Origin of the sequence: Hyphomonas sp. (assembly GCF_036964145.1) — a bacterium.
Lineage (GTDB): Bacteria > Pseudomonadota > Alphaproteobacteria > Caulobacterales > Hyphomonadaceae > Hyphomonas.
Map to the genome: position 1 here is coordinate 311,713 of NZ_JBALUC010000004.1, position 26,533 is coordinate 338,245.

General features: G+C 60.6%; 27 protein-coding genes. 15 read left to right on the plus strand and 12 right to left on the minus strand.

Translation table 11 applies throughout. The features are described 5' to 3' along the window. Positions 1 to 43: 43 nt before the first annotated feature. Both V7660_RS13635 and V7660_RS13640 read left to right on the plus strand, forming a co-directional pair. Positions 44 to 601, plus strand: coding sequence for a LemA family protein (locus tag V7660_RS13635; protein WP_442910050.1), 558 nt, complete (start codon positions 44 to 46; stop codon positions 599 to 601). Beyond that, on the plus strand, positions 598 to 2,313 hold the full coding sequence (locus V7660_RS13640; RefSeq protein WP_335603602.1) for a DUF2207 domain-containing protein: 1,716 nt from the start codon (positions 598 to 600) through the stop codon (positions 2,311 to 2,313). Before V7660_RS13635 ends, V7660_RS13640 begins: the two co-directional genes overlap by 4 nt. 4 nt (positions 2,314 to 2,317) lie before the next feature. Here the strand turns inward: V7660_RS13640 and V7660_RS13645 are convergent, their stop codons facing one another. After that, on the minus strand, positions 2,318 to 3,088 hold the full coding sequence (locus V7660_RS13645) for a crotonase/enoyl-CoA hydratase family protein (protein WP_335603603.1): 771 nt from the start codon (positions 3,086 to 3,088) through the stop codon (positions 2,318 to 2,320). 84 nt (positions 3,089 to 3,172) lie between these two features. Next, positions 3,173 to 4,354: a vWA domain-containing protein gene (locus V7660_RS13650; RefSeq protein WP_335603604.1), complete on the minus strand. Its 1,182-nt coding sequence runs from the start codon at positions 4,352 to 4,354 to the stop codon at positions 3,173 to 3,175. Between the two features lie 140 nt (positions 4,355 to 4,494). Between V7660_RS13650 and V7660_RS13655 the strand changes: the two genes are divergently transcribed. From V7660_RS13655 to V7660_RS13675, 5 genes are read left to right on the plus strand one after another with little or no spacing between them, the layout of a single operon-like run. Continuing rightward, a complete protein-coding gene (locus tag V7660_RS13655; protein WP_335603605.1) occupies positions 4,495 to 4,809 on the plus strand; it encodes an ArsR/SmtB family transcription factor in 315 nt (104 codons plus the stop codon). Beyond that, positions 4,802 to 5,224 carry an SRPBCC family protein gene (locus tag V7660_RS13660; protein ID WP_335603606.1) on the plus strand — a complete coding sequence of 141 codons (423 nt, stop codon included), beginning with the start codon at positions 4,802 to 4,804 and terminating at the stop codon, positions 5,222 to 5,224. The genes V7660_RS13655 and V7660_RS13660 overlap by 8 nt, the downstream gene beginning before the upstream one ends. A gap of 55 nt (positions 5,225 to 5,279) precedes the next feature. Next, positions 5,280 to 6,023 carry a hypothetical protein gene (locus V7660_RS13665; protein ID WP_335603607.1) on the plus strand — a complete coding sequence of 248 codons (744 nt, stop codon included), beginning with the start codon at positions 5,280 to 5,282 and terminating at the stop codon, positions 6,021 to 6,023. 35 nt (positions 6,024 to 6,058) lie between these two features. After that, positions 6,059 to 6,964 carry a mechanosensitive ion channel family protein gene (locus V7660_RS13670; RefSeq protein WP_335603608.1) on the plus strand — a complete coding sequence of 302 codons (906 nt, stop codon included), beginning with the start codon at positions 6,059 to 6,061 and terminating at the stop codon, positions 6,962 to 6,964. Positions 6,965 to 7,019: 55 nt separating this feature from the next. Next, on the plus strand, positions 7,020 to 7,772 hold the full coding sequence (locus tag V7660_RS13675) for a DUF2270 domain-containing protein (protein WP_335603609.1): 753 nt from the start codon (positions 7,020 to 7,022) through the stop codon (positions 7,770 to 7,772). Positions 7,773 to 7,782: 10 nt separating this feature from the next. Here the strand turns inward: V7660_RS13675 and V7660_RS13680 are convergent, their stop codons facing one another. Beyond that, the gene (locus V7660_RS13680; protein WP_335603610.1) at positions 7,783 to 8,655 is read right to left on the minus strand and encodes an AAA family ATPase; all 873 of its coding nucleotides are present in this window, start codon (positions 8,653 to 8,655) and stop codon (positions 7,783 to 7,785) included. 393 nt (positions 8,656 to 9,048) lie between these two features. Between V7660_RS13680 and V7660_RS13685 the strand changes: the two genes are divergently transcribed. From V7660_RS13685 to V7660_RS13695, 3 genes are read left to right on the plus strand one after another with little or no spacing between them, the layout of a single operon-like run. Continuing rightward, complete coding sequence (locus V7660_RS13685; protein WP_335603611.1) at positions 9,049 to 9,435, plus strand: flagellar biosynthesis repressor FlbT; 387 nt, start codon at positions 9,049 to 9,051, stop codon at positions 9,433 to 9,435. Continuing rightward, positions 9,432 to 9,740, plus strand: a complete 309-nt coding sequence (locus V7660_RS13690; protein ID WP_335603612.1) for a hypothetical protein — start codon at positions 9,432 to 9,434, stop codon at positions 9,738 to 9,740. The genes V7660_RS13685 and V7660_RS13690 overlap by 4 nt, the downstream gene beginning before the upstream one ends. A 10-nt stretch (positions 9,741 to 9,750) precedes the next feature. Continuing rightward, on the plus strand, positions 9,751 to 10,398 hold the full coding sequence (locus tag V7660_RS13695) for a MarC family protein (protein ID WP_335603613.1): 648 nt from the start codon (positions 9,751 to 9,753) through the stop codon (positions 10,396 to 10,398). A gap of 3 nt (positions 10,399 to 10,401) precedes the next feature. Here V7660_RS13695 and V7660_RS13700 read toward each other — a convergent pair whose 3' ends face one another. Then, a complete protein-coding gene (locus tag V7660_RS13700; protein WP_335603614.1) occupies positions 10,402 to 11,679 on the minus strand; it encodes a hypothetical protein in 1,278 nt (425 codons plus the stop codon). Positions 11,680 to 11,958: 279 nt separating this feature from the next. On the opposite strand from V7660_RS13700, the gene dksA reads away from it, so the two are divergent. Both dksA and V7660_RS13710 read left to right on the plus strand, forming a co-directional pair. Then, complete coding sequence (gene dksA, locus V7660_RS13705) at positions 11,959 to 12,375, plus strand: RNA polymerase-binding protein DksA (protein ID WP_335603615.1); 417 nt, start codon at positions 11,959 to 11,961, stop codon at positions 12,373 to 12,375. A gap of 345 nt (positions 12,376 to 12,720) precedes the next feature. Beyond that, positions 12,721 to 13,779: a FliM/FliN family flagellar motor switch protein gene (locus tag V7660_RS13710; RefSeq protein WP_335603616.1), complete on the plus strand. Its 1,059-nt coding sequence runs from the start codon at positions 12,721 to 12,723 to the stop codon at positions 13,777 to 13,779. Between the two features lie 32 nt (positions 13,780 to 13,811). On the opposite strand, the gene V7660_RS13715 is transcribed toward V7660_RS13710, so the two are convergent. The 3 genes from V7660_RS13715 to V7660_RS13725 all read right to left on the minus strand — a co-directional run bounded on the left by V7660_RS13715 (position 13,812) and on the right by V7660_RS13725 (position 17,397). Continuing rightward, positions 13,812 to 14,795, minus strand: a complete 984-nt coding sequence (locus V7660_RS13715) for a TerC family protein (protein WP_335603617.1) — start codon at positions 14,793 to 14,795, stop codon at positions 13,812 to 13,814. A gap of 62 nt (positions 14,796 to 14,857) precedes the next feature. Next, positions 14,858 to 15,505, minus strand: a complete 648-nt coding sequence (locus V7660_RS13720) for a YceI family protein (RefSeq protein ID WP_335603618.1) — start codon at positions 15,503 to 15,505, stop codon at positions 14,858 to 14,860. 2 nt (positions 15,506 to 15,507) lie between these two features. Continuing rightward, positions 15,508 to 17,397, minus strand: a complete 1,890-nt coding sequence (locus V7660_RS13725) for a DUF885 domain-containing protein (protein ID WP_335603619.1) — start codon at positions 17,395 to 17,397, stop codon at positions 15,508 to 15,510. Positions 17,398 to 17,594: 197 nt separating this feature from the next. Between V7660_RS13725 and V7660_RS13730 the strand changes: the two genes are divergently transcribed. After that, positions 17,595 to 20,183, plus strand: coding sequence for a response regulator (locus V7660_RS13730; protein ID WP_335603620.1), 2,589 nt, complete (start codon positions 17,595 to 17,597; stop codon positions 20,181 to 20,183). A gap of 3 nt (positions 20,184 to 20,186) precedes the next feature. On the opposite strand, the gene V7660_RS13735 is transcribed toward V7660_RS13730, so the two are convergent. Then, a complete protein-coding gene (locus V7660_RS13735; protein WP_335603621.1) occupies positions 20,187 to 20,915 on the minus strand; it encodes an alpha/beta fold hydrolase in 729 nt (242 codons plus the stop codon). 80 nt (positions 20,916 to 20,995) lie between these two features. On the opposite strand from V7660_RS13735, the gene V7660_RS13740 reads away from it, so the two are divergent. Continuing rightward, positions 20,996 to 21,613, plus strand: a complete 618-nt coding sequence (locus tag V7660_RS13740) for a S24 family peptidase (RefSeq protein WP_335603622.1) — start codon at positions 20,996 to 20,998, stop codon at positions 21,611 to 21,613. Between the two features lie 3 nt (positions 21,614 to 21,616). Here the strand turns inward: V7660_RS13740 and V7660_RS13745 are convergent, their stop codons facing one another. Continuing rightward, on the minus strand, positions 21,617 to 23,416 hold the full coding sequence (locus V7660_RS13745; RefSeq protein WP_335603623.1) for a L,D-transpeptidase family protein: 1,800 nt from the start codon (positions 23,414 to 23,416) through the stop codon (positions 21,617 to 21,619). Positions 23,417 to 23,686: 270 nt separating this feature from the next. Here V7660_RS13745 and V7660_RS13750 point away from each other — a divergent pair, with 270 nt between their 5' ends. Further along, positions 23,687 to 24,616 carry a D-Ala-D-Ala carboxypeptidase family metallohydrolase gene (locus V7660_RS13750; RefSeq protein WP_335603624.1) on the plus strand — a complete coding sequence of 310 codons (930 nt, stop codon included), beginning with the start codon at positions 23,687 to 23,689 and terminating at the stop codon, positions 24,614 to 24,616. Here the strand turns inward: V7660_RS13750 and V7660_RS13755 are convergent, their stop codons facing one another. The 3 genes from V7660_RS13755 to V7660_RS13765 all read right to left on the minus strand — a co-directional run bounded on the left by V7660_RS13755 (position 24,617) and on the right by V7660_RS13765 (position 26,515). Continuing rightward, a complete protein-coding gene (locus tag V7660_RS13755; protein ID WP_335603625.1) occupies positions 24,617 to 25,153 on the minus strand; it encodes a VOC family protein in 537 nt (178 codons plus the stop codon). 1 nt (position 25,154) lies between these two features. Beyond that, complete coding sequence (locus V7660_RS13760) at positions 25,155 to 25,796, minus strand: carboxymuconolactone decarboxylase family protein (protein WP_335603626.1); 642 nt, start codon at positions 25,794 to 25,796, stop codon at positions 25,155 to 25,157. Positions 25,797 to 25,906: 110 nt separating this feature from the next. After that, positions 25,907 to 26,515, minus strand: coding sequence for a hypothetical protein (locus V7660_RS13765; RefSeq protein WP_335603627.1), 609 nt, complete (start codon positions 26,513 to 26,515; stop codon positions 25,907 to 25,909). Positions 26,516 to 26,533: the final 18 nt, after the last annotated feature.

Below are 26,533 nucleotides of genomic sequence, written 5' to 3' on the forward strand. Positions count from 1 at the left end.
TTAAGGATAAGGGTCTCAACCCGGAGGGCCTTCGACTGTGCTGATCTATTTCATACTCGGCCTCGTGGCCGTCCTCATCGTGTTTGGCGTGTTGATCTACAACCGGCTCGTCAGCCGGTCGCAGATGGCCGACAATGGCTGGTCGGATATCGACGTGCAGCTGAAGCGCCGCGCCAATCTCATTCCGCAACTGGTCAGCACGGTGCAGGGCTATGCATCGCATGAGCGGGAGCTGTTCGCCGACGTCGCAGAAAAGCGGGCGCGGGCGCTCGCGGCGGGCGATGACCTTGCCAGCCGGGGCGCGGCGGAAAGCGCCCTGTCCCAACCGGTCGCGCGCCTGATGGCGGTGGCCGAGGACTATCCCGATATGAAGGCGAGCGGAAACTTTCTCGAACTCCAGAAGGAACTCGCTGACACCGAAGACAAGATCGAGATGGCGCGTCGATTCTATAATGGCGCGGTCCGGGAACTGAACACGAGTGTGCAGAGCTTTCCGGCCAATCTCTTGGCGGCCCCACTGGGATTCCGGGAGCGCGCCTATTTCGAAATTGACATGGCGGACCGGGCGTTGCCCCAGATCGACATGGGAGGCGCTTCATGAGCGTGCGTACGCTGATCCTCTGCCTTACTGCGTGCCTTGTCTCGCTGGTCGCGGTTGCGGAGGAGAGGATCGACAGTTTCGACGTGGCGATCACCGTTGAGACCGATGGCGACATCAAAGTGTCCGAGACGATCCAGGTCATGTCTGAAGGGGTGCGCATCCGGCGCGGTATTTTTCGGGACCTTCCGCGATACTATGCCGATGATGCAGGGCAGCCGGGCGACAAGCTGCCTTACCGGTATGACGTGAAACGCGTGACGCGCGATGGTCGTCGCGAGCCGTACACGGTCGAGAAGGACGGCAATGCCTTCCGCATCCGGATTGGCGATGCCGATGTCTTCCTCGAGCGTGGCAGCCACACCTATGAAATCGAATATGAGGTGAAGAACCAGATTCGCTATTTTGACGACCATGATGAATTGTATTGGAACGTCACGGGAAATTACTGGCTGTTCCCGATTGACCAGGCCGCTGCTCGTATCACCTTGCCGGAAGAGGCGCGGGTTACGGAGCAGAATGCCTATACAGGCGGGTTCGGTGATACCGGCAGCGATTACGCCTATCGGCAGAGCGGCGGCGCACATGTGTTCGAAGCGACCCAGCCGCTCAAAGCAGGGGAAGGATTGACCGTCTCGCTCAGCCTCGAAAAAGGGGTGATCGAGCCACTTTCGCTGTCAGACAAGAGTACGCTCTGGTGGTTCCGGTACGGATCGCTCGGGGTGTTGCTTGCCTCTTTCCTTGGCGTGCTCGCCTTCCTGATGCGTGGTTTCCGGAAGGTTGGGGAGGACCCGCCCAAGGGGCCGGTTTTTGCGCGGTACGAGCCGCCGCAGAGTCTGTCACCCGCCGCTGTGCATCACATCTACTATCGTGGCCTGCGCGGGCATGGCGCCCTGATCTCCACGCTGATCAGCATGGGCACCAAGGGGGCTGTCGACATCGACGCCTCGGAGAAGAAGTCGACCATTCTGACGCGCAAGCCAGGTGTTTGGGCGGCCCTGTCAGCAGACGAGCAGCAACTCAATGACGATTTGTTTGAGGGCGCCTCCACGCGTACCCTGGGCGGCAAGTATGATGCGAGCTTTACAACGGCCTATTCGCTGTTCCGGAAATCGCTCTCCCGGAAATATGGCAAGGCCTACTTCCGCTGGAATCTCGGTTATACGCTTGTGGCGGTCGTGTTGACCATCGCCGGCATCGTGCTGGCCGTGACGCAGACTATCAACTGGTCCTGGTGGCATATGGCCGTCATTCTGGCTCTTGCGGCGATCAATGGTCTCTTCATGTATCTGATGCCCGCGCCAACGCCCAAGGGGCAGAAGACGCGGACCGAAATCGAAGGGTTCAAACTGTATCTGGAAAAGGCCGAAAAGCTTCAGATGAACTCGGTCGACGTGGGCAGCGATGCGCCGCCTCCGATGAGTGTGGAGCGGTATGAGCGGTTTCTTCCCTACGCTGTCGCGCTCGATGTAGAAAAACCGTGGACGAAGTATTTCGAAAAAGCATTGCCTGCCGCAGCCGCAGCCTATTCGCCGGCCTGGGGACATTTCGGCAGCCGGTCCTTTGGCAGTGTCGGCGGCATGAATGATGCGATCATGTCGAGTATGAGCACGGGAGTCAGCAGCTCCCTGCCGCAAAGCTCCAGTTCGTCTGGTGGCGGGGGAGGCGGATTTTCCGGTGGTGGCGGCGGAGGTGGCGGCGGCGGCGGCTGGTAGGCCCCTAGGCGAGTGCACCGCCCCGGCCCTGGCCGGACGTGAAACGCGAGGCGCCTTCCACGGCGCTGCCCGCGCGAAGCACTTCCAACCCGCCTTCGGTTTCTGCCCTCAGGGCGTCCGGCAGGTCGAGGCTCCATTGGCGCAAGGCGGACAATCGGTCCTTCTGCATGCAAAGCTGGGGGAAGGCTGCAATGTGCTCTGCCACATTCATGGCCTTGGCGAGGGCGGTTTCCTCATCGGTCTTGTAATTGGCGAGACCGATCGCGAGCGCTTCCTCTGCGCCGACTTCCCGTCCGGTCAGGATCATGTCCATCGCGCGGGAGGCGCCGATCAGGCGGGGCAGGCGGATCGTGCCGCCATCAATCAGGGGCACGCCAAAGCGCCGGCAGAAGACACCGAATTTCGCAGACGGCGAGACGACGCGCAGATCGCACCATGCGGCCAGCTCGATCCCTCCGGCCACGGCATAGCCGTCCACGGCGGCGATAACAGGTTTCGAAAGTTCGAGGCGGCTTGGCCCCATTGGGCCGAAATCACCCTCGGCTTCCACCCGGTTGCCGCCGCCGGCAGCCACGGCCTTCAGGTCTGCGCCGGCGCAGAAATTTCCGTCGGCACCTGTCAGGATCGCGACACGGGCGCTGTCGTCGGAATCAAACTCCTTGAACGCATCGTAGAGGGCCTTGGCGGTGGGGCCGTCCACGGCATTGCGCGCTTGCGGCCGATCTATGGTCACGATCAGGACCGGCCCGTTCTGGTTTATATGTACGCTGCTCATGATGGTTCCTCCGACAAGGCGCTCGTAACCGGTTCCGAAGACCACAGGTTTGAGAACAATCAATAATGCTGCGTCCGGAACCCTTTAGCGGCTGAGTTCCTTCATCGCTTCGTCAAGGCCATCCAGCGTCAGTTCGAACATGCGGTGTTCGCCAATCAGTTCCCGGATCAGCTTGATGGATCCGGTATAGTCCCATGCGCCTTCCTTGACCGGGTTCAGCCATACAAAGTTCGGGTAACGCTCCACGAAACGCTGGATCCAGATGCCACCGGCTTCCTCGTTCCAATGCTCGACCGAGCCGCCGGAATAGGTGATCTCATATGGGCTCATCGTGGCATCGCCCACGACGATGACCTTGTAGTCGCTCGGATACTTGTTCAGCACGTCCCAGGTCGGGATGCGGTTGTTCATGCGCCGACGATTGTCCTTCCACAGCCCTTCATAGGGGCAGTTGTGGAAGTAGTAATATTCGAGATTCTTGATCTCGGACCGGGCCGCCGAGAACAGCTCCTCCATGATGCGGACATACGGGTCCATTGATCCACCCACGTCGAGCAGCAGCAGGACCGAGACCGTATTGCGCTTCTCCGCACGCATCTCGATGTCGAGATAGCCCTTGCGGGCCGTGTTGCGGATCGTCTGGTCGAGATCGAGTTCGTCCGGCGCGCCCTTGCGGGCCCATTTGCGCAGCCGCTTCATGGCGACCTTGATGTTGCGTGTGCCGAGTTCGACCGAGTCGTCGTAATTCTTGAATTCGCGCTTGTCCCAGACCTTCACGGCGCGGCGGTGACGGGATTTCTCCTGGCCGATGCGGACACCTTCAGGATTGTAGCCATTCGCGCCGAAGGGCGAGGTGCCGCCCGTGCCGATCCATTTGTTGCCGCCCTCATGGCGTTTCTTTTGTTCCTCGAGTCGTTTTTGCAGCGTCTCCATCAGTTTTTCAAAGCCGCCCATGGCTTCGATTTCGTCCATCTCTTCCTTGCTCAGGAACTTCTCGGACATCTTGCGCAGCCATTCCTCGGGAATGTCCTCAACGTCGACGGCATCTGCTAGGCTGTCGAGCCCCTTGAAAACGTGACCGAAAACCTTGTCGAACTTGTCGATGTTGCGCTCATCCTTCACCAGCGCGGCGCGGGAGAGATAGTAGAAATCCTCGACGTCCATATCGATGACCTGCTTGTCCATCGCCTCCATCAGCAGAAGGTATTCCTTCAGGGTGACGGGCACTTTGGCTTCGCGCAGCTCATTGAAGAAGTTCAGGAACATGGGCGGGTCTCTTCGATTGGTTCACCCTGAAGATAGCGTCGCAGGGCCCCCATGTCCAAGATGACGCTGGGAAAAGCAAAAGCGCGCTTGACATGAAACCAATAGGTTTCTTATAAAAGGAAACTGAAAGGTTTCATGATATGTCAGACCCAGATGTCTTCCGGGCCATAGCTGACCCGACCCGACGCGCGATCATGTCCATGCTGGCAGAGGGCGATTTGCGGGTCTCGGATATTGCCAGCCAGTTCGAGATGAGCCGTCCCGCTGTCTCGAAACACCTCGCCCAGCTGGAATCTGCTGACCTGATCCTGGTCGAGCGTCAGGGCAGGGAAGCGATCAACAAGCTCAATCCCGAGGGACTGAAACCCGTCGCGGAATGGCTGACCTTCTTCAGCCAGTTCTGGGACGACAAGCTCGCCAATCTGAAACAGGCTGTGGAGGGATCCGATGACTGACGCCACTCTGACCAAGACCATCTTCATCAATGCGGCGCCGGAGCGCGTCTGGACCTACCTTGTCGAGCCGGACAAGCTCGCGCGCTGGTTCCATGAATCAGACAAGGTATTGGAGGCTGGGCAGGATTACGCCCTGCTGCGTGAGAACAAGGACAAGCCGGACCCGAAAATGTGCTGGGGCAGGGTACTCGTCTCCGAGCCTCCGCACCGGCTTGTCTATACCTTCACGCACGCCTTCCTCAACGGCCATGAAACCGAGGTGGAATGGCGGCTGGAAGCTGCCTATGGCGGTACCAAAGTGACGCTGGTTCACACCGGCTTCGACTCTTTCGAGGGCGACGTATTCGAGATGCTGACAAGCCATGACAAGGGGTGGGACCAGCATTTCAGCCGGCTGCGCATGGTGGCTTCCTGACCGAAACGCTCATGCCCGGTTCAGCTGAATTTGCTAATCAGGCGGGATGAAATCAATGATCCTGGGCGTTTTGATGGGGCTGGCCGCTCTTGGGGCTGGGCCTGCAGGTGCGCGTGATGCGCAATCCTGCATGGGGGCAGATGAGGCGGCGTGCATGCTGGACGCGATCTGGGTGGCCGCGGCCGTGCTGCCGAAAGAGAAGCAGGCCCGGTTGGCCCGGCCTTTCCTTGAGACGGTCTCCTTGAGCAGCGACGCCCACTTGATACAGGAATGGCGTACGCGCCTCGGTGCGTCGGTGGCGCGCAGGTCCAGTAGCATACCCTATGCGCGCCAGAAGGCGGAACTCGCCTTGTCGGCCGGCGATTGGGACGAATTCCTCCGCGATGCCCGCGCTGGTGTGAGGCCGTTCAATATCGGCCGGCCGGAAATCATGGCGGAAGGTGCACGAATGGCGCCGAATGCGGCAATCCGGCGTCGGGTGATGGAAGCCATGTTTGATCTGGCCGGCCCGCGCCAACAGGCGTCCGGGCTCGACCGGTCCTTCGAACAGGCCGATTTCGGCTATGCTCTCGCAGAATTGTCCATGCAGACCTGCGACCTCGGCCAGTTCGACCGGGCCGTAGCGCTGACGGCTGATCCGGATTCCTTGCGCTATGCCCTGTGGCGGCGCCGCATGACCGGAAATGCGGCCGCTCTGGCCGGACGTATTCGCCAGGACGCCAACGCAGACGATACCCATCATGTCCGCACGGCCCTGGAGGGCTACGCTCCGATCCTGGAAAATGGCTATTGCCCGTAAGGGGAACCAAATCGCCACTTGTGCGTTGAAAGCACATGGAATTTACCCCAATCGAAGACCTGAAGGCCGAAGTCGAAAGCATGGCTTCGGCCTTTTTCAAAAGCCTGCCCAACCTGACCATTGCCTTGGTGATCCTGGTGATGACCCTGCTCGTCGGTCGCATCATTCGGGCGGTCGTGTCGGCGGCCATGCAGCGCGCGCATGTGCGTGAGGCGCTGGTCACGCTGGCGCGAAACCTGATCTCCATTGCGGCCTGGGTTATCGGCATCGCCATCGCGATGACCGTGATTTTCCCATCGGTATCGCCCTCTGACATCATCGCCGGGCTTGGCCTGACCTCCGTTGCCATCGGCTTTGCGTTCAAGGATGTGTTCGAGAATTTCCTCGCAGGCGTCATTATCCTGGGTCGGGAAAAGCTGCGCATTGGCGACGTGATTGAGTGCGAAGACGTTTATGGCCGGGTGGAAAACATCCTGATCCGGGAAACCCATGTCCGCGAGACAGATGGCGAACTGGTTATCGTGCCGAATTCCTATCTCTTCAAGAATCCCGTGAACATCGAGACCGATCGCGGCCTGAAACGCCAGGAACTGGTCGTGGGGGTCGATTATGACACTGACATGCGTCAGGCGAAGGCCGTACTGCAGGATGCGCTGGAGTCCTGTGAGACGGTGAAACAATCCGAGACCAAGGATGTCCAATGCGTGTCATTCGGCGGCTCCTCAATCGATTTCAAATTGCTCTGGTGGTCCGGCAGTCGCCCGGCGGAGCAGCGTGAAACCTATGATGAGGTCGCCTTTGCCGTTAAGGATGCCCTGGACGAAGCGGGCATCACAATCCCGTTCCCGCAATCGACCCTGTCCTTCCGCGAAGAGGCGATGCCGATACCGCTGAAGTCGATCCTGTCGGAAAAACAGGAAGCGGCGAACGAGAACGGCTGAGTTTGGGGCGGTTTGCCCCTTGGCGCGGCCAAGACTCCCGCCATAGAATGGGGCCATGAGCGATATTGAATTCCAGGAAGATCCGGACGGCGACCCGCCGGAAGCCATTGTCGGCAGCAAGGAGGTTGGCGCGCTGGCGCACCTCTACCGCGCGGAAGTCTATCGCTCCACCATCTGGCGCCAACGCCTCGACCAGACGACCAATTGGGCCGTGATCTCCACCGGCATCGGCCTGTCGGTCTCGTTTGCCAGTGATCGGGCCTCGCCCTTTCCTATTGTGCTCGTCGGTGCGCTTTGCATCATGTTCCTGATCCTGGAGGCCCGACGCTACCGGTTCTTCTATGTCTGGCGCTTCCGGGCGCGGGTGCTGGAGATTGCCTTTTACGTGCCGATGCTGCGCGGGGAAGGGGCGCGTATTCCCCTCGACCGGGGCACGGCGCTATCGGATGATTACGAAAAGCCGCAATACCGAATATCCATGCCGCGCGCGATCGGGCGCCGCCTGCGCCGTAATTATGGCTGGATCTTTGCCATTCAGGGCGCAGCCTATTTTGCCAAGATTGCAATCCATCCCACGGATGTCCTGACACTCGGCGAATTTGTCCGCCGCGCACATATCGGGCCCATTCCGGGGCTGGTCTCCATCGTTTTCGGTCTGGCCTTCCACGCGGCCTGGATGACGCTCGCGTGGAAAACCTGGTTCGACGAACGCCAGGACAAGACCAAGATGGCCGACTTCCTGAAAAGCCGCGAAGACGTGAACCGCCGGCCAAAGGCAGAGCCCCTGGGCGACATCACACAGGACTAGGGCTGGGGCGCTAGCCCGCAGGGCCTCTACGGCCGCCACCACCGTCGCCGCGCCGGGCGAGGAAGGCGAGACGTTCGAACAGGGCAACGTCCTGTTCGTTCTTCAGCAGCGCGCCATGTAGCGGCGGCGTCAGGCGATCCGGGTCATTTTCCTGCAGCGTTTCGAGGTCGATATCCTCGTTCATCAGGAGCTTCAGCCAGTCGAGCAGTTCCGAGGTCGACGGTTTCTTCTTCACGCCGGGCAGTTCACGCATGGCGTAGAATGTCGTCAGCGCGTCCTTGACCAGTTTCTTCTTGATGTCGGGGAAGTGGACGTCGACGATTTCCTGCATCGTCTCTTCGTCCGGGAATTTGATGAAGTGGAAGAAGCAGCGGCGCAGGAAGGCGTCCGGCAATTCCTTCTCATTGTTCGACGTGATGATCACGATCGGGCGCTGCAGCGCTTTCACCGTCTCGTCGGTCTCGTAGACATAGAATTCCATCCGGTCGAGTTCCTGCAGGAGATCGTTTGGGAATTCGATGTCGGCCTTGTCGATCTCGTCGATCAGCAGGATCGGGCGCTTGTCGGCGGTGAACGCCTCCCACAGCTTGCCCTTTTTGATGTAATTCGCCACGTCCTTGGCGCGCTCTTCGCCCATCTGGCCGTCGCGCAGGCGGGAGACCGCATCATATTCGTAGAGGCCCTGGCTCGCCTTTGTGGTTGATTTGATGTGCCATTCGATGAGTTCTGCCCCGAGGGCCTTGGCCACCTCGATGGCGAGTACCGTTTTGCCCGTGCCCGGCTCCCCCTTGATCAGGAGCGGCCGCTCCAGAGCAATGGCTGCATTGACGGCCACTTTCAAATCCTCGGTGGCGACGTAATCCTGGGTGCCTTCAAAGCGCATGAACTCTTCCTCATCTGGGTCTTAGCCAACAATAGTGTCGCGAAAGTCAGGAGCAAGCGCTTACGTGGCGAAAGGCATCGCCGCAGTGCAGCACCGAATTCATTTCAACCCGATCGTCGCCTGTGGTAAAAGGGAATGGCCATGCGCGCCGCCGCAGTGCTTCAAGCTTCAGATGAGCGCCGCGCTGGGTCTGGTTAGGTGGCCCGAACGGGCCGTGACGGACCGGAGCCAATGTAGGCCTTGTGATCCTATGCATATGGGAAACGGGCGCATGGCACATTTCCCCCGATTGCAAATCATTGTTTTGTTTCGGGGGCACTTACGAAATCGCAATCAAGCGTTAACGCCTTTCTGCAAATTTCATCGAAATCTGCAGGAGTGGAATCAGACGCCATGCCATTGAAGCTGTCCCTGAAACCAGGCGAAACATTCGTGGTAAACGGCGCGGTTGTCAGAAATGGCGACCGGCGCGGGGTCTTGCTGCTGGAAAACAGGGCTCGTGTCCTGCGCGAGAAAGACATCCTGCGCCCAGCCGATGCGACCACGCAGGCAGGCCGCACCTATTTCGCGATCATGCAAATGTACCTGCTCGGCGAGGTCGATGGGCCGGCTTATGCCCAGGCTGCTGAAGCGCTGGCGGGCCTTCTGGCGGCGTGCGAGTGCGAGGAAGACCGCGAAGCCGTGCTTGAAGTCTCCGCGGATGTCGCCAGTTCACAACTCTATCGGGCCCTGAGCCGCTGTCGCAAGATGATGCTCGCGGATGCGCGGGAGCCGGCATGATGGCGAGCCTGAAGAAGGTCGATCCGGTTCCGGACGCCAAGCCAGTCACGCTGGAGGAGGGCATTTCGCTGCTTGAAGCCGGGCAGGGGGAGGGCCTTGTGGTCGATCTCGGCAATGGGCGCATGGCGAGCGCGGACGGGCACCGGGGCACCGATGGCCTGCTCCAGAGATTGCGCGGCCATCGCATGATGTTGTCACTCGCCTCAGGCGGTGCAGACCTCTCCCGGTTTGAAGGCATGAACGACTCGCTCATCGTGGCGCCGCTCGTGCAGGAAATCCTCGACGCCGCGGCCCAAAAGGACTAGGTGCCCGGCCATGAGCGCCGACCTTCTCTCCCTGTTCACCGCGACCTTTGTCACCTTCTTCGTCCTGATCGATGCATTGGGCGTTGCGCCCGTGTTTGCGACGCTGACGGCGAGCGGCGATGCTGCCTATCGGCGCCGGATGGCGGTCAAATCCATCATTGTTGCGACCATCATCATATACGGGTTTGCGTTTGGCGGATCCTGGCTGCTTGGCGCCATGCATATCTCTATTGATGCCTTCCGGGCGGCCGGCGGCATCCTGCTGTTCATTATCGCGCTGGACATGGTGTTCGAAAAACGCACCGAGCGCCGTGAGCACCGCGCGGAAGAACATCTGGGCACACATGCGGCCGATCCTGAACCGGACGATATTTCCGTCTTCCCGCTGGGCATCCCGATGGTGGCCGGGCCGGGCTCCATCGCAACCGCGATGTTCTACATGTCGGACAAGTCCGACTGGGTCGAGAAGGGAATCGTGCTCTCCGCAATCGGCCTGAACCTGCTGCTCACACTGGTCATTTTCCTGATTGCCGGACCGCTGGTGCGCCTCATGGGAGCCAGCGTGGCGGGGGCGCTGACGCGGATCCTCGGCGTAATTCTTGCGGCCCTGTCGGTTCAGCTGCTGATTGACGGCATTCGCGGCGCGTTCAATCTCTAGCGATCAGATGCCGGAGGGCTCGACACTCTTTTTCGGCAAGCGGACATTCCGGCGGAAGGTCGCGATCATCACATAGAGCAGGGCCAAGCCGGATGCGGTCAGGCCCAGAACCTGCAGCATCAGCTGCCGCGTCCATTTGATGCCCGTGTCGGCAATGCGCAGGGCGCCCGGCCCGTCCTGTTTCACGAGGGCCACCGAGCGGTCCCCGCCCGCCTCCGCCAGCAGTCTGGCGCGGCGCAGGTCGGAACTGTCTTTCACATGCTCGATCAGGGTGATTGCCGCCGGGGTGCTGGTCAGCATCCCGAGCCGGTCGATCTGGGTCAGGTCGGTTTCAAGCTCCAGCAAGCCTTCGGCATTGATCGAGTCGAGATAGGCGTTCCGTACCCGGTCGACGCGAACGCTGGTCGTGGCCAGTTCACCCAGGGCCTCTTCCAGCGCGGGGCGCAGGACATCATCGGGCAGGGCGCTGTTCAGGCGGCCTTTCAGGTAAGCCGTGAATTCCGGCGTCATTCTCCGGGCGCGGCGGGCCGACTTGAGGATGGAGGCCGCCCGGATGTTGCCTTCCGACAGGCCGTCCGACGTGTCCGCGCCGATCAGCGCAAGCGCGGTGATCTTGAGGGTGATCGGATCAACCCGGTCGCCCTTGAGCCAGCGCTCGGAATTGTTGGCAAGGTCGGCAAATGTCCCAAGCAGGACGAAGCGCCGGTCCGAGGGGCGAGCCGTGCTGGAGACGCTGACTTCGGAGTCTTCCGCAGCCTCGTCGGCACTCTCTTCTTCGGGCGCATCTTCCGTGCCGTCTGTATCTTCGATGATGGCAGACGCACTGGGGATATTTCGGGACCCGGCCGAAGCCTGGGCCTTTTCGAATTTCAGGCCGATATCCAGGGGCAATTTGCGCAGCGCTGCGGCCGCCATACGGTCATCCGCGCGGTCCAGCTTCACGCCGCTCGAATCGGCTTCCAGCTCGCGCACGGAGTCCCGGTCGAGCATCTGCGGCGCCGCCAGAAGGAAGCCGCGTGCGGCTGCGACATCCATGTCCGTCAGTTCACGTTCGACTATGTCATGCCAGAATTTGTACTTGTCGCCGCCATTGCGCGGGGCGATCGCGGCAAACGTATCATCCATGTTGCGGCGGGTCTGGTCGATCGATTCAATCGTGGGGGAGTCCGAAAAACTCTCGCCGGAAAAAGCCATGGCGAGGCTTTGCGCAGCGATGACGGGCATGAGGATCAGCAGCGAGTTGAACACCACCGCCTGCATCCAACCGGACGATTTATCCATAGTTTTCCGGCGTCGGGCCATCTACGCTGAAACCAGTCATCCGTTGTGTTTTGGACAGGCATCATAGAGCGCGTCGTCGGGAGAAAGATCAAGTCCCGGCCTGTAAATTGCACGGGAATACGCGGTTTCAGACACTAAGGTTTGGTAACATTATAATGAAGATTACATGTTTTCGCCTCAATTGTCTGAAAACATTGACGAAAATTACACAGCATCAGCAATTGCAGAGAATCACTTGGCGGTCTATATCCGCCCCCAAACAGAGTAAGGTGATAAGCGATGAGTGTTGACCTTTCGGACGACTATCGCCCCTCGGATGACGAGGAGTTCATGAACGAGCGTCAGCTCGCCTACTTCCGTCGGCTTCTGGAAAACTGGAAGGCCGAGATTCTGGACGGCGCGAAGCAGACCATCAACAACCTTCAGGGGGAGTCAGGATCCTTGCCGGACATCGTGGACCGCGCATCTGCGGAAAGCGACAAGGCCCTCGAACTGCGCACCCGCGACCGCCAGCGCAAGCTGATTTCCAAGATCGACTCTGCCCTGCGCCGGATTGATGACGGCTCCTACGGATATTGCGAAGTGACCGGTGAGCCAATTGGCCTGCGCCGTCTCGAAGCGCGCCCGACGGCGACGCTGAGCCTCGAAGCGCAGGAACGCCACGAGCGCAAGGAGCGCACGCTGCGCGACGACTGACGCCTTCAGAATGCACGTGACCAGAATAAAAAGCGGCGGTGACCCTGATCGGGATCACCGCCGTTTTCATTTACCCATCAACCCAACGCTTCGGCGGTTATGCTTGGAGCCTCATGCGTTGAAGGCATACTGCCAACAAGGTCCAAAGGATGTCTTACAGCATGGTAATCAAGGCCTTAACAGCTGCATGTGATATTTAACACAAAGCGCGCCTGCATTAAGGCTGACAGAGTTTTGGGTTGCAGCATGGCTGATGATGACCGCAGCAGAGCGGAAATTACTAACCAGTCGTTAACCGTATCTGGCGCACAACAAAGTGGAACACATGAACCGGCTACCCGCTCCATGAAGACTGATCTGCCTCTTGCTGCCGATGACGGATGGGACATGTCTCCCAGACGTGAGGCCGACATCATGCTCGACATGCCGACAACGTTCGAGCCGATCACGCCGACGCGTCCAATCCCGACCTCTCGCGGCGTGCTGAGTGCCGCCGAGATCGAAGCGCTACTACGTCCCAATCTGGACGACATGCCTGAGCCTGAGCCGGAACAGGTGCTTGATGTTGTGGCGCCGGATCTGGTCAAACGGCCCCCCGCTGAACCCACAGAGCTAACCGAGGATGCGCGCCGGATCGCATCGCGCCTGACCTTGGCGCTGCGGGATGGCTGCGGCCTGAAAGCGGCGGCGCTCGCCCGAGCCAGTGCGCGCGGCAGTTTCGACCAAGGGCTAGAGACCGAATGCGCTGGCCGTGGTTCGGCGATTGCCTGCTACGCCGCGCCTGGCGGCGAGATCGCAGCCATGCTGGTAATCAGTGCCTCGCTGGCGAACGCCCTGATCGAGACCGCGTGTGGCGGCAAGCCAACCGGAGGCCATCACCGCGCCCTCACACCGATGGATGCCGCGTTGCTGGAAGGGCTGGTCCGTCCGCTTGGCACAGCCTTGGCGCCATCTCTCAAATTCTCCCGCATCGAGACCGATGCGGAATTCGCCTCGGCGCTTGCCGGGCCGGGCACGACTTCCATCCTCGACCTCGATATCCGCGTTGAGGATCTGAAGATGCCGGCGCGCCTGATCCTCGCCGAAGACGATCTGTTCGACCTGTCCAGCGAAGTGCCGCCTGCGCGCCCTCAGGGACGTGTGTCGCACGCTGCTGCGCCGTCGGCTGGGGCAGGGGCGATGACCGCCGTGCTCACAGCGCGGGTTGCGTCGCTGAGCGTGCCCTTGTCCCGTCTTGCAGACCTGAAGCCCGGCTCGACCCTGTTGCTGGGCCTGCCCGCAGACCAGCCGGTCGAACTTCTGACGGGCGGCCGGGATGGCGGGGTCGTTGCCGAAGGCGAGATTGGCCGCAAAGGCAACCGAATGGCCCTGCGGATCACCCGGCGGACAGCCCTGCTGCGCTAGGCAGGGGCTGCCGGCCTGACTTTCCTTACATCTTACATCTGCGATTCTGCGCCGGCGATGGAGGCTTCCTCCGTTCCGCCGCCGCGAATTTCTGCTTCCTTCTGCGCCCACAGGCGCCGCTGGTAGCGCACCGAGATGATGTCGGTGACCACCAGGACAAAGATGACGAGGTAGAAGGACGATTTCGACATCGCCTCGATCGTGTAGCTGAACAGCTTCATGTGGGCGAGGTGTGCGCCTTCGGTGACGAGAAGCACGCCAACGAGGAACAGGATGAACAGGCCCATGACTTCGTACATGCGGTTCTTCTTGAGGAAATTGGCCACAGTGTTCGCCATCAATGCCATGATGATGCCTGACGCGATGATCGCGATGGCCATCAGCCAGACCTGGTAATCCTTGCCAGGGCGGCAGCCAATTGCATCGGCAACGGGTTGTGCGATCAGGGCTTCCTTACAGTCGGTGACCGTCCCGGTGAACGTGCCGATCGTCTCGCCAGCCGCATTCACGATGCGCGCAATTTCAATGTTCGCGATGGCCATAGCTGACAGGATGGAGTCGAAGGAAAAAACGAGGTTCATCGAAACGATCAGGATGATGGCCTGCATCACCGATTTCGACTTGCCCCCTTCACTGTGCTCGATGTGCTCCACCGTCAGCATGTGAGTGATTTCCTTGATCGCCGTGTAGATGATGAAGGAACCGCCTGCGAGGGTGATCAGGCTCTGGAACGTGAATTCGCCCTCAAAGAATCCGGGCAGATGGAACCCGAATAGTGGCTCTGCCAACGCATCGAACAGGGCGACGATGATGAACAGAAGAACGATCCGGAACAAGACGGCCAGCCCGATGCCCCACTGGCGGACCATGGGGGCCTTGGCTTCGCCGACCCGTTTTGATTCGATGGAAATGTAGAGCAGATTGTCAAAGCCGAGCACGGCCTGGAGCATCAAAAGCATCAATAGCGTAAACAGACCCGATACGGAGAAGACCTCCGCCAACATATCACCCAGCATCCCCAAATCTCCTGACGTAAAATCTGATCCAATTCCCTGATAGGGAGAGTGGACCGGTCAAATCAAGTTACGCCGGAGGTCTTTAGCAGTTCCGCTTCGATTTCGACGTGCACCTTGTCGGTCAGCAGGCCACTGAACCGGTCGATACCGAAGACGGTCCGGTCGAGGTCTGTGGTGGCCGAGAATCCGGCCACCTGGGCATTGCGCAGCCGGTCAAAGCCAGCGCCATTGAAGGTCACCGACAGGATGATCGGCGCGTTCTGGCCGCGCAAGGTCAGGATGCCCTCGACGTCCGCCGTAACCGGGCCGGTAATCAGGATACGGGTCGACTGGAACCGGGCCTCAGGGAAATTGGTTGCGCTGAACCAGTCTGATCCCATCAGGGTGTCCGCGAAGTCGTCATTTGCAATGTCGAGCGAGGTCATGTCGACCACGCCTTCCACCCGCGCCTCTGCCGGAGCGTCCGGTTCGCCGCTCAACTGAACGTCAAACCGTTCGAACCGGCCGACATAGGTGGAATAGCCGAGGTGGTCGATCTTGAAGGTGAGGGCGGCGTGGGCTGGATCCAGCTGCCAGTCGCCGCCCTCCATGTTCACGACCTCCGTGCTCACATCCGGTTTCAGGATGGGCGCGAGCACGGAAGTGCACGCAGCGAGCCCGGCCAGTGCGAGCGGAGCAAGACAGGCGCGGGCAAAGCTGCGTGGGATCATGGTCAGGCGCCCTTCGTCTCGGCGACCCAGGCGTTCACATTCTCTTCGAGAATCTGAAGCGGTACCGGGCCATCTTTCAGGACAACATCGTGGAAGTCGGCGATGTCGAAGTCTTCACCGAGCTCAGTTTTTGCCATTTCGCGCAACTCAAGGATCTTGAGCATGCCGATTTTGTAGGCCGTCGCCTGTCCCGGCATCACGATATAGCGCTCGATGGCCTTCTTCGCGTCACCTTCCGGATTGGGCGTGTTGTCCAGGAGGTACTGGATCGCTTCTTCGCGGGTCCATTTCTTGTCATGGATTCCGGTATCGACGACGAGCCGCGCGGCGCGCCAGATCTCCATGGCGAGGCGTCCGAAATCGTCATACGGGTCGGAATAATAGCCCATCTCCTTCGGCAGGAACTCCGTGTAGAGGCCCCAGCCTTCCGAGAAGGCAGTATAGCCGCCATATTTCCGGAAGCTCGGAATGCCTTCCAGTTCCTGCGCAATGGCGATCTGCATGTGGTGGCCCGGAATGCCTTCATGGAAGGCAAGCGCCTGCAGCTGGTAGGTCGGCATGTCCTGCATGCGATAGAGGTTGGCGTAATAGGTGCCGGGCCGGCTGCCATCCGGGGCAGGGCGGGAGTAGAAGGCTTTGCCGGCAGATTTCTCGCGGAACGGCTCAACCGCCTTAACGATCATGTCGGCCTTGGGGAATGTGTTGAACACGCTCGGCAGATCGGCCTTCATCTTTTCGATCTGCGCGCGCGCTTCAGTCAGATAGGCGTCACGGCCTTCTTCGGTGTTCGGCATGTAGAATTGCGGATCGGTCCGCATGAACTCGAAGAACTCCTTGAGCGTGCCCTCAAACCCGACCTTCGTCATGATCTCGCGCATCTCGTCATGAATGCGGGCAACCTCGTCCAGGCCCAGCTGGTGGATGTCCGCAGCGCTCTTGTCGGTCGTGGTGATATGTTTCAGGCGCATGGCGTAATAGGCATCGCCTTCGGGCAGCTTCCACGCGCCATCCTCGGTCGTGGCGGACTCCGATTGTGTCTCCATGACGGCAATCAGGTTTTCATAAGCCGGGCCCACCGAGGTCTCAAGCGCGGCAGCGGCACTGGCGAGCAGCTCATCGGCCTGGGCAGCCTCAATCGTGCCGCCCTCTACGAGGCTGGAAACCTTGCCGCGGAAATCCTTCATCAGGGGACTGTCTTCGCTGCCATCATCCACATCGGACGTGAAGGGGTAGCCGGTGATCACACCCTTGGAATCATTCAGGACATAGGGATACACAAAGGCGGGCGGCATGATACCAAGGCCTGCGGAATATTCAGCGTTTTCAATATTCTGGGCCAGATAAGTTTCAACGCCTTCAAGGCGGGCCACATAGGCTTCGGCATCAGACAGGCTGGTGACGCCATGCTGGTTTATCAGGAAGGCCGGAATGCCCGACTGGACGCCGCCCATCTGGTCGAAGACATAGTCATAGTGGCGGTAGGGGAAGCCGGCTTCGGCGTCGGCCAGCTCATATTCGGCGAGGCGCCACGACAGCTTGGCCTGATCGTCCAGCAGGTCGAAATCGAACAGCGTCTTCATCTCGGCGATGTTGGCGCGCTGGATTTCCATCTCTTCGATTTCGGCCGCGTCGGAGGCGTCATTCCATTTGTCGTAATCCGTCTTCACACCGAGATAGGTCTGGTACATCGGGTTGCGCGCCAGGGTTTCCTGGAACTTGTCTTCGAACCACTGGTTCAGCCGGGCGCTCTCGGCGGCCACCAGCTCTGCGCGGTCGGCCTGGGTGGGGGCGGGGGGAAGGTCTGCGACTGGGGGTGACAGCGTCGACTCCGGCGTGTTCTGACAGGCGCCGAGCAGCAGGAGCGCTGCGATTGCTGTTGAAGTCCGTCTCATGAAAAGCTCCGATTCCACTGTGATTTCTGTAATTTTCAACGTTGGTCTTAACGTCTTTTTCGCTTTCATTAACCTTTGTCGTGCCACATTTGGTACACTAGGATTCCGTATGACTGAGTCGGCAGCGATGCCGAACGGAAAAGGCGTAGAGTGCTGGCCCAACCTTGGCGGCTGGCAACAGGAGTGTAAAGCGACCAATGGATTTTCAAGTGCAGGCGAAGGCCGCTCCCGCTGACGATCAGGAAACTGCCGCCGAAATGAGCGAGCTGCCTGAGCGTGGACGCGTGGACTTCATGCAGCTTTCGTTCTGGATATGCCTGCTCGTTTCCATCGCGGCCGCCAGTGTTGCGCTTGCCTGGCCAAACGCCTCCGGCGCGCCGGGACCGATCCTGCTGATCGCCATGGCATCTGGCGGACTCGTCTTCCTGTTGTGGAGTGTGCGCGGCGCTGGCCGGATGCTCGGCCTGTTTCCGGAACGCGGCTCGATTGCGCGCGCAGCGCAGGCCGCGACGCCGCGCTTTGGCTGGATCGAGGCGCTGGATGAATCCGTATTGATTGCCGACCAGGGTGGCGCGCCCGTTGCGGCCAACACATCCTACCGGGAACTGACGAGCCTCGCGCTGATCGGATCGCAATCCGAAGGCGCGCCTGTCACGGTGGACCGCCTGTTCGGCGCCAATCCGGGCCTGGCTGCGCCCGTCTATCGCCTGTCCAAGGGCGCCAAGGCCGGTCATGCGCGTCGCGAAATCCTGCCGCCGATCACGATCGGGCCAGAGCGCGTGCCCGCCCAGTTCGAAATCACGGTTTCCCCGCTGCCACGCGACAAGGTGCTCTGGCGTATCCGCCCGATTGCTGGCGAACGCGAAGCAACCGGCGCGGCTGACCTGAAATCGCTCTATGTCGAAGACGCCCCGATGGGTTTCTTCGCGGCGCGCCCTGATGGCACGATCACCTATGCCAATGGTTGGCTGCGCGACATGCTGGGCCTGCCGGAAACGGCCAAGAACATTCGCATCGACGACATCATGCGTCCGGAATTCGTGAAGATGCTGTCGCGTGACCGCAAATCCGGGGTGCCGGGACGGGTCGACATCCAGCTGCGCGGCCGCGACGGCGTCGAGCGCCCGGTGCAGGCGATCACGACCTGGTCGGGCAAGGGCGCCGATGCGACCGGCCGCACGATCATCCTGGCCAGCCAACAGGTGATGAACACCGGCGAGGAAGGTTTCCGCGTTTCCACCGCGTCGCGTCCGCCGCGCCCAGATGGCGACCCGATGTTCGACGATGCGCCGTTCGGCGCCGTGCGCCTTGAGGGCGGCAGCGTCGACAGCGCCATCATCATGGACACCAACCGCGCCCTGATGGACCTCACCGAAGGCAAGGCCGCGCCGGGCGGGAAATTCTCCGACCTGTTCTCAGCCGAAGAAGGTGAGGACAGCCTCAAGAGCCTGCTGGTCGACGCGATCGACAAGCCGGTAAACCTGAAACTGGCTGGCGAAGAGCCCAAGCACGTCAACGTCTTCGTGGCGCTGGATGGGGCCGGGCGCCCCTCGGTCGCCTACGTCATGGACATCACCGAACAGCGCCAGCTGGAAATGCGTCTGGCACATGGCGAAAAGATGCAGGCCATCGGCCAGCTCGCCGGCGGTGTGGCCCATGACTTCAACAATGTTCTACAGGGCATCATCCTGAACAATGAACAGCTGATGGTACACCATCCGCTGGGCGATCCTTCCTATTCGAATTTGAAGTCGATCCACGAATTTTCGATCCGTGCGAAGGATCTCGTGAAGATGCTGCTCGCCTATGCGCGCCAGCAGACCTTCAAGCGCGAAGTCTTCGCTGTGACCGACTTCATGTCCGAATTCTCCATCCTCCTGCGCCAGCTTCTGGACGAGCGGATTGAGCTGGACGTCAAGCATGGCCGCGACGTGCCCTATATCAAGGCCGACAAGAACCAGCTTGAAAACGCCCTGTTCAACCTCGCAACCAATGCGCGGGATGCAATGCTCAGCCACAAGAATGGCGGCAAGCTGACGATCCGCACAGCGCGCGCCACGGGCAAGGAAGCCCAGGACAAGGGCTTCGCCTTCGTCAATGATGGCGACTACATGCTGATCGAAGTGGCAGACACCGGCCACGGCATGCCGAAGGATGTCATGGACAAGATCTTCCAGCCCTTCTTCACCACGAAGGAAGCTGGCGTCGGCACGGGCCTTGGCCTTGCGACCGTCTACGGCATCATCAAGCAATCGGGCGGCTATATCTGCACCACGTCCGGCGTCGGCAAGGGCACGACTTTCCACATCTACCTGCCGGCCCTCAAGGCCGAGGAAATTCCTGAGCCGGTCGACATGGCGCAGGCCGAGAAGATTGCCAGCCAGCCCGTTGATATTTCGGGTCGCGGCCGCATCCTGCTGATCGAGGATGAAGACGGCGTGCGCGGCATTGCGGCCTCCTTGCTGCGCTCCAGCGGGTATGAAGTCGAAGAAGCTTGCGATGGCGAAGAGGCAATGGAAATCCTGGAGGACAATCCGGAGAGCTTCGACCTCGTCATCTCCGACGTGGTCATGCCGGGCAAGGATGGTCCGACGCTGATCCGCGAGGCCAAGGATTTGCTGGGCCATGCCCGTGTGATCTTCATCTCCGGCTATGCCGAGCGCGACATTGCCAAGCAGCTGGACGACGACCGCGCGGTCTCGTTCCTGCCGAAGCCGTTCACCGTCCGCCAGCTGGCCGAGCGGGTGAAACAGGAACTCGGCAGCCCCAAGAAGGAAGCCGCCTGAAAGTCAGGTCCAATGTGATCGGAGCAGGGCAGCAAATTCGGTTGCCCGCTCCGCACAGGCCCAGTGACCGGCGCCGCGCTCGACATGCAGCGGCACGTTCCAGCGCTTCGCGAACCGTTTGCCCACGGACAGGTCCACAAAGGGGTCCGTCTCGCCCCAGAACAACTGGCCGCGTTCCGGCAGGTTTTCGAGACCCTTCACCCATTCATCCGAGAAACGCAGGCCGGCGGCTGACCGGTAGAGCCTGAGGATGCTCTGCCGCATCGTCTTGTCGATCAGGGGAACTTCCTGCTCGGCAAGACTGCGCGGCATACCGCCGGAAACAAGTGCCGGCAGGAGCCGTTTCTTGTTGCGCATGCCCAGCATGACAAGCTCGCCCAGCACAGGCGTTGCCCAGCGCCTTGCCATTGTGTGGCCGCGATAGTCGGGATCGATCACGGCATTGGTGACGCACCAGCTGCGCACGAGGTCCGGCCGCAAGGAAACCGCGCGCAGGGTCAGCAGCGCGCCCCAGTCATGGCCGACAATATCGACATTGCCGCCTGCCGCTTCCATCTGGCCGACCAGCCAGTCAGCATAGGCATCCTTGGTGGCGCTGAACCCGTCCGGACGCGGGCAGCCGAAGCCGGGCAGGGTGGGCGCGAGATAGTCCTGCTCTTGCAGGTCGAGCGCCGCGACCAGCGGCTCCCACAAATGCGGCGTATCGGGCACGCCATGAATGAACAGTTTCATTGCCATTTCCCCACCTCTTGCTTGACAATAGGTGAATATTCCTATTAAGCGACAGGCGCAACCTTTGGGAAAATTATCCCATGAAACATCGTGATATCTGGCGGGGGCTTGATGCCCTTGCAGCTCATCATGGCCTGACGCCTTCCGGGCTGGCGCGTCGTGCCGGGCTGGACCCGACGGCCTTTAATCCTTCCAAGCGGGAAGGGGCCGATGGACGTCCGCGCTGGCCGTCCACGGAAAGCCTTGCGCGCGTATTGGAATCTGTCGGCAGCCGGTTTGAGGATTTCGCCGCGCTGGTCGATGGAAGGCGCGGCGCGATTGCCCCCCTGATCGGCTTTGCGCAGGCCGGGCAGGACGGCTTTTTCGATGATGCCGGGTTTCCGGTTGGCGGGGGCTGGGAAGAGGTTCGGTTTCCGGGGCTGGAAACGGAATCGGTCTATGCGCTGGAGATCAGCGGGGATTCCATGGAGCCGGCCTACCGGGCCGGGGACCGGATCATTGTGTCGCCGGGCTCGGAGGTGAAGGCGGGAGACCGGGTGGTGGCGAAAACAATTGACGGGGAAGTCATGGCCAAGGTTCTGGCCCGCAAGAATACGCGGACGGTTGAACTCGCCTCGCTCAACCCAGCCTATCCCACCCGCAGTTTCAAGCCGACAGAAATTGCCTGGCTCGCCCGGATTCTCTGGGCGAGCCAGTAAGCCTTATCCCTTGCGCGGGGCGGGTGCCGCTTGGGCCAGTTCCTCATCCTGGGTGGGCTCGTAGAGCGGGGCATATTTGCCGACCATGCTGATGCCGTCTTCCTCATGATAGACGTCACGCCAGAAATTCGGCTCGCCATCTTCGTCCACTGTGACGGTCATGTAGGTGATGTGAATCTGGGTTTCGGACTTGAACTCGATCCGTTCCGGATTTGACCCTTCGAGCGCCTTGGAGACATCCCGCTCCGAGACTTCGGGGTCATGCGCGGCAATCCATTTCGCCATCTCTTTCGGCTTCTCCAGACGCACGCAGCCTGAGCTGAAAGTGCGCTGGGCCCGGTCAAACAGGCTCATGCCCGGCGTGCCGTGCAGATAGACCGAATACTGATTGGGGAAGATGATCTTCAGGTCACCGAGCGCATTACTGGCTCCGGGGCCCTGAACCAGCTGGTAGGTTTCGGCGGCTGCCGGATCTGTCCAGTCCACCGAGGCGGCGGAGACGGACTGGCCGGTAGCGCGATCAATCACCTTGAAATTCTTGCGGGCCGCATAGGACGGGTCCTTGGCGAGCTTTGGCAGCTTGTCGCGGCGCACGATGCTGACCGGAGCATACCAGCGCGGATTGGCGACGGCATATTCCACCTGGTCGGAAAAGACCGGGGTTTCGCGGCTTGGCATGCCGACGATTGTCTTCATCGCGATTTCGCGACGGTTGTTGCGCCAGCCTTCGGCCGTGAAGGATGGAATATTGGCCCAGATATACTGGTCGCCCAGATCATCATAATGGCGCCAGCGATTCATCGTGTCGGCGATCCGGTCGATCTTGGAGTCGACACTCTCATTCAGGGCGGCAAGCGTATTGCCACCGACGACGCCGTCATCCTCAAGGCCGTGATGGCGCTGGAATTCCTTCAGGGCACCCTGAAGGCGCGCATCAAACACGATCTCCGTGGAAGATGTGTCGGTGTCATCATTCGAAGCCAGGCTGATGGTGGACAGAAGCTCTCCGGCCCAGGTCTCCGGCTTGTAATAGCCTTCCGCCTCCAGACGGTCGCGCAGGGCTGGAATACGCGGGTCTTCATCCTCCAGCTCAATCGCGTCACCGTCCGGGATGGCGAGCCAGCCGCCTGCCGACCGGATTTCGCGGTACTGCTTCAGCTGTTTCTTGAGACGATTGTATTGGGGGTGTTCCGGTTCGAGCTCGGAAAGGATGTCGTCGGCATCGCCCCGTGCGGCCTTGATCAGGCTTTTCTGCACGGTGGATTTGGAGGGCGCATCGGTCTTCGATTTGGCCGCTTCGCCATTGTCGGACAATCCTCCGCTTACGGCAGAGGCCATGCGGATCCAGGCTGCGGTCAGTTGCAGGTCGGCTGTGGCGCGAATCTCGTCGCTGTCGCCTTTCAGGCGCTTGGCGGCGATCTTGTCGAGATTGGCCTTCGAGACGTCTGATGCGACAAGCCCGTAAGAGAAGAGATCACTGCGCGCGCGCTTCAGGGAACGGATCCCTTTCTCGGTCCAGATCGGCTTGAAGACATTCTGGGCATAGGCGGCGCGCACTGTGGTGAGGACGCCGGATTCGGTCTCATTACCGAGTTCGCGCTCCAGCCAGTCATTCAGGATCAGGGTCTGGATGGCAGAGGCTTTTTCCGCTTCAAGTTCGCCGCCCATGGCCTCTTTCTCGCTCAGATCGGCAAGCTGGACCGGGTCGGCTGGAGCCGCATGCTGGGCGCTGGCGGGAATGGCGGTCAGGAGGCCAGCTGTGGCGAGGAGGGTTGATGCAAGAAGTCGGCGATGCGTACGCATAAATAATCTCCAAAATACTCTTATTAGAGAAGAGCGCGGCCGCCGCATCAGGCTGGCCTGGCCAATCGGAAAGACTGGCGGAACTCTTCGCGGTGTTGTTGGATAAACCGGTCGCGCCCGCTCTGGTTCCGAAATACGGCCCTGAAAAACATCAGAAAAAATATGGCACCATCTTCGCTCTGATGCGTTTGAGGGGGCATGCGTAATGGTTAAGATGACGCGTGCCTGCCCAGACCAGACAAGAGGACCAGACCCATATTTTCCGAGTTCATGAAATTCATCTTCCTGCCCTGGATCATCGCAACGGCAGAGCCGCACCCAGCCCAACCGGTCGGCAAGATCGAGACGGTCCCGACAGGCGCCGGCGTCGAGATTACAGTAAACGGAACGCGCTCTGCGCTGCCCCTGATCTCCGTCTCCGCCATGCCGGGAGACCAGATCAGCCTGGCTATTCCAAAAGATGCGCACATTGAGATTTCGGACGGGAAACTGAGCCGCGAGTCGGAGGAAATTGACTGGACCGCGCCGAAAGCGCCGGGCCTTGCCGAGATGGTAGTCTCGCATCGCGGGGCCGAAACTCGCCTGAACCTGCTGGTGCTGACGCCTTTCGAGAATGGGGTGGATGATTCCCTGAATGGCTATCGCATCGGAATGTATGCGCGGCCGTTGCGGGACCTTCCGTCCTATGCCGTGCCCAAGGGGTTTATTGATCTGACCGCGATGCCGGAGGATCTTCATGTCTCGCCGAACTTCCAGCTCGGCCAGTTCCGCTGCAAGCAGCAGCCGGGACATGAGCCGACCTATTTGCTGATGCAGCCGGACATGCTCGTGAAGCTCGAAACCCTTCTTGCGGCCGCCAATGAAAAAGGATGGGAGGCGGACACGTTCTTTGTGATGAGCGGCTATCGCACGCCCTTCTATAATGCGGCCATCGGCAATACGACGACTTCATCGCGCCATCTCTATGGGGACGCGGCCGATATCTATATTGACCAGGACCGGGACGGGCAGATGGACGATCTTGATGGCAATGGCCGGATCGACAAGGAGGATGCCCGCGCGCTGGTCAGGCTGATCGACGAGCTTGCGGCAGAGCAGCCGGAAGGCTGGGTCGTTGGCGGCGCGTCGGCCTATGGATCGAATGCGGCGCATGGGCCGTTCGTGCATGTCGATACGAGAGGCTATTCGGCGCGCTGGTAGTCAGCTGCCCACGGTTTCAGCATTCCACATCTGCATGAAGGCGGGCGCCGGGGAGGGGGTGAACTCCGTTTCCGACAGGGCGTCGAGCGCGCGCTGGCGATCGGCTTCGGTGAACGCGCCCGTGGTCAGGCAGAACTCGACCGGATTGTTGTTCGGGTCGCGCGTATAGATCGAGTGACACCAATTGTGGTCAATCTCGAAGACGTCCAAACCGGCGCCGAGCCATTTCTGTTTCCAGCTTTCCAGTTCTTCCTTCGTGTCCACCGAAAAGGAATAATGGTTCGTGGCCGGCGGAAGCTTGGCGGCGGCGTTGAGGTCGTAGACATATTCCTCGCTGCCTTCGGTGTCGTGCAATTCCCAGAAGGCGATGAAGTGGCTGTCATTGCCATCCATGCGATAGAAGAAATGCTTGCCCCAGCCGCCGCCCATGATCGGGGCGACTTCCACCTTGACCAGTTCAAAGCCCATGATGCCTTCATAGAAGGCGTGGGTGGCCTTCATGTCTTTTGCGGCGAGCGCGAGGTGATGGTAGGCCATGTCAGTTTCCTCCTCTGTCGACCATCGACATTACGTCCGTATCCGATCCATCCGGCGCGGCGATCTCGACCACGCGGTCATCGACATCATCATATTCCAGTTTCAGCGCACGGCTCATGATGGCGTGCATCATATAGGTGCAGGTGATGTAGGTGAATTCGAGGATTTCCTCGTCTGACAATTCCGCTTTCAGGACCTCGAACACGCCATCGGGCACGCGGCCGCGTTGCAGGACCAGGCCGTCCGTATAGGCGAGCACGGCGCGCTCGACTAGGCTGAAACAGGTCGCGACCTGCCAGTGGGGAATGGCGGCGATCTGGTCTTCGGTCAGGCCGACATCGCGGCACGCCTTGCAATGCTGTGAGAAGACAAATTGCGAGCCGACGGCAAAGCCGGCGCGGATCTGGCCGAGCTCGCGCAGTTTCGGATCAAGCTTGCGGTTCTTTGAGCGATAGAACTGGAAGCCTTCGGTCGTGTGCTTGAAGGCGTCCGGCACGATGTTGAACACGGTCCACCAGTTTCCGGGCGTGCCGGTTGCGGTGCCGGGCTCGGCAATCGGGTCGCGGTCGGCAAACAACAGATCGAAAATCTGGTTGGCAAACGGATTGCCGGCTTCGCGGCCCGCCTGTTTCAGTCGTGGCATACGCGTATCCTCCCGGTGGGGAGTGTACCACCACGCGGAAAGAATGACAGGCATGACAAGGGGTCGTCACGCGAGGGAAACGGGCGGAAAGGAATGGTTTTTCGGGGGAGTCAGCCCGAGCTTTCCCATGTTTCCAGGCCCACGCTGATCTGCGCGGGCAGCAGCGTGGCCAGCGCGCCAAGCTCTGGCGAGAGGCGAAAGGCGGGCGTTGCTGCGCCGACCATTGGCTTGGGCTCCCCGTTTTTCTGCAGGCGTTTGAGGGTGCGGGCGAGACGGGTTGCGTGGGCTTCGGGCGCGGCAATCACGCGCCGGAGCGCGGCGATGCGGGCCATCAGCTTGTGTGGGGAAACGGGTCCATAACTTGTACCGGAAATGTCCGGAAAGCCGCCGGAGCCTTCAAAGGCCTGGCGCGCGGGCAGCAGTGTCAGCCGTCTGGGCGTAAGGCGGGGGAAAATGGCCAGCTCGACGCCTTCGGGCAGGTCGGGCTCTGGTGCGGGATTGGCAGGATCCGGGCGCGGCTGCGTGGGGGCCAGTTGCAGGCCGAGCGCCATCAGGAGGATCAGCCGACGGACGATTGTCTCAAGAATGCGGAGCCGGCCGGAGACGCGCTGCGCCAGGCCGCGCCCGATCCGCTTCGGCCCCAGATGCAGGTTCGCCAGCGCCGACGCCTCCATCACGGCAAGGGCGGCATGTTCCAACCCGCGTTTGAGAATGTCCATCTGCGCGTCCATGCGAGG